General features: G+C 60.1%; 1 protein-coding gene. It reads left to right on the plus strand.

Annotated elements, in window-relative coordinates; genetic code table 11:
- Positions 1-1,520: hypothetical protein (locus FF124_RS20660; RefSeq protein ID WP_187327027.1), on the plus strand; the 1,520-nt coding region annotated here is incomplete at both ends.

The following is a 1,520-nucleotide window of genomic DNA, read 5'->3' on the forward strand; positions in this document are numbered from 1 at the left end:
CGCACGTACCGGAAGACCCGTTTTCTGTCGGGGACGGCGCTTGCGGTCTTTCTGGCGTCCGGCGCGGCCGGTCTTGTCGCGCCGGACATGGCCAGGGCGGAAACACTCTACTGGAACACCGGCCCCGGAGGCACAGGGCTGCCCGACGGTTCTGTCAGCGGGACCTGGTCGACTTCGGCGCTCAACTGGACAACCCTGTCCATCTCCCCGAACAGGAGCTGGCCCAATACCACTCCCGGCGATGTCGCTGCGTTCCAGCTGATCGATTTCGTCACCTCCGCACAAATAGAAGTGACGATCGATGAAGACCTGACGGTGGGCGGCATCATTATTGGCGGCAACTCCCAGACCAACCCGGGCGGATACCAGAATCTGCTTTTCGCCGGTAGCGGCTCGATCGCGATGTCTCCCACAGCAGGTCAGAACTTCACTATCAGCAGCACCCAGTCCGACCGAATCTATTTCAACACGATCATCATGGACGGCACCGTCTCTGACCTCCATATCACCGGCGGCGGCGGCGGCGCGGTCACCGTGATAGGCGACCAACAATATACGGGAACAACCTATATCGACAACGCCTCCAAATTCCGGCTTGGCGGTATTACCAGCCAATCCGGCAATAACCCGGAGAACAAACCAGCTACGGTTGTCGGCGATATCGTTGTGGGAGCAGGCAGTCACTTTCAAGTCGCCGCATATGAGCAAGACTACCAATTCACAAGAAACAATGTGACGAGCGTCGACCGTTCGGGCTATTTCGATATCTATATGGGGGGCGGCACGCGGGACAACATCGGCAATATCCTCACGCAAGGTTATGCCGTCTTTCTCGACAAAGACCTCTCCACAAGCTTTACCGGTACACTTGTCAACAACGGTATACTGGACGGGACGGGGGCGGTCGGCGGCAATGTCACGATCAGCAATGGCGGCGCGATCTTGAGGGGGACGCAGGGCACCACCCGTCTCGGGCTCGGCACATCCGTGACATTCCAGGCCGGCCGGCCGGCGGGCGCATATTTCCTCAACCCATCCAATCTCAACGTGACCCTAAATCAAGCCAACGCCCTGAGAACGATGTTCTCCACCGGAGATCTTGATACGCGCGGCGGTCTCCTGACCGTCACCGGTCCAGGCGGCGGCCCTGATGCCGAGGCCGGTGTCTACAACATCTTGCAATATACCGGCAACCTGCAGCAGGACCCGACCAACATCTTCTCCGCCGCGCCGACAATCAACGGCTTTTCCGGAAACTACAGACTGGATATCGTCACGCCCGGCGTACGAGGCGAGGAGCCCGGGATGCTCCGCATCGTCGCCTATGACAGCAATAACGAGGTGGCCCAATACTGGAACGGCGCGGCGCTGCCCGCTGACGACGGCACGTTGATCGGCGGAAGCGGCTCCTGGACAACCGCCTCCAACAAATGGTCGACCATCAACGGTGAGGGCAATGCTGCCTGGGCAGGCTCCGTCGGTATCTTCGCCGGTCAAAACGGCGGCCAGGTGACAGTCGG

It is taken from the genome of Martelella lutilitoris (genome assembly GCF_005924265.1).
GTDB lineage: Bacteria > Pseudomonadota > Alphaproteobacteria > Rhizobiales > Rhizobiaceae > Martelella > Martelella lutilitoris.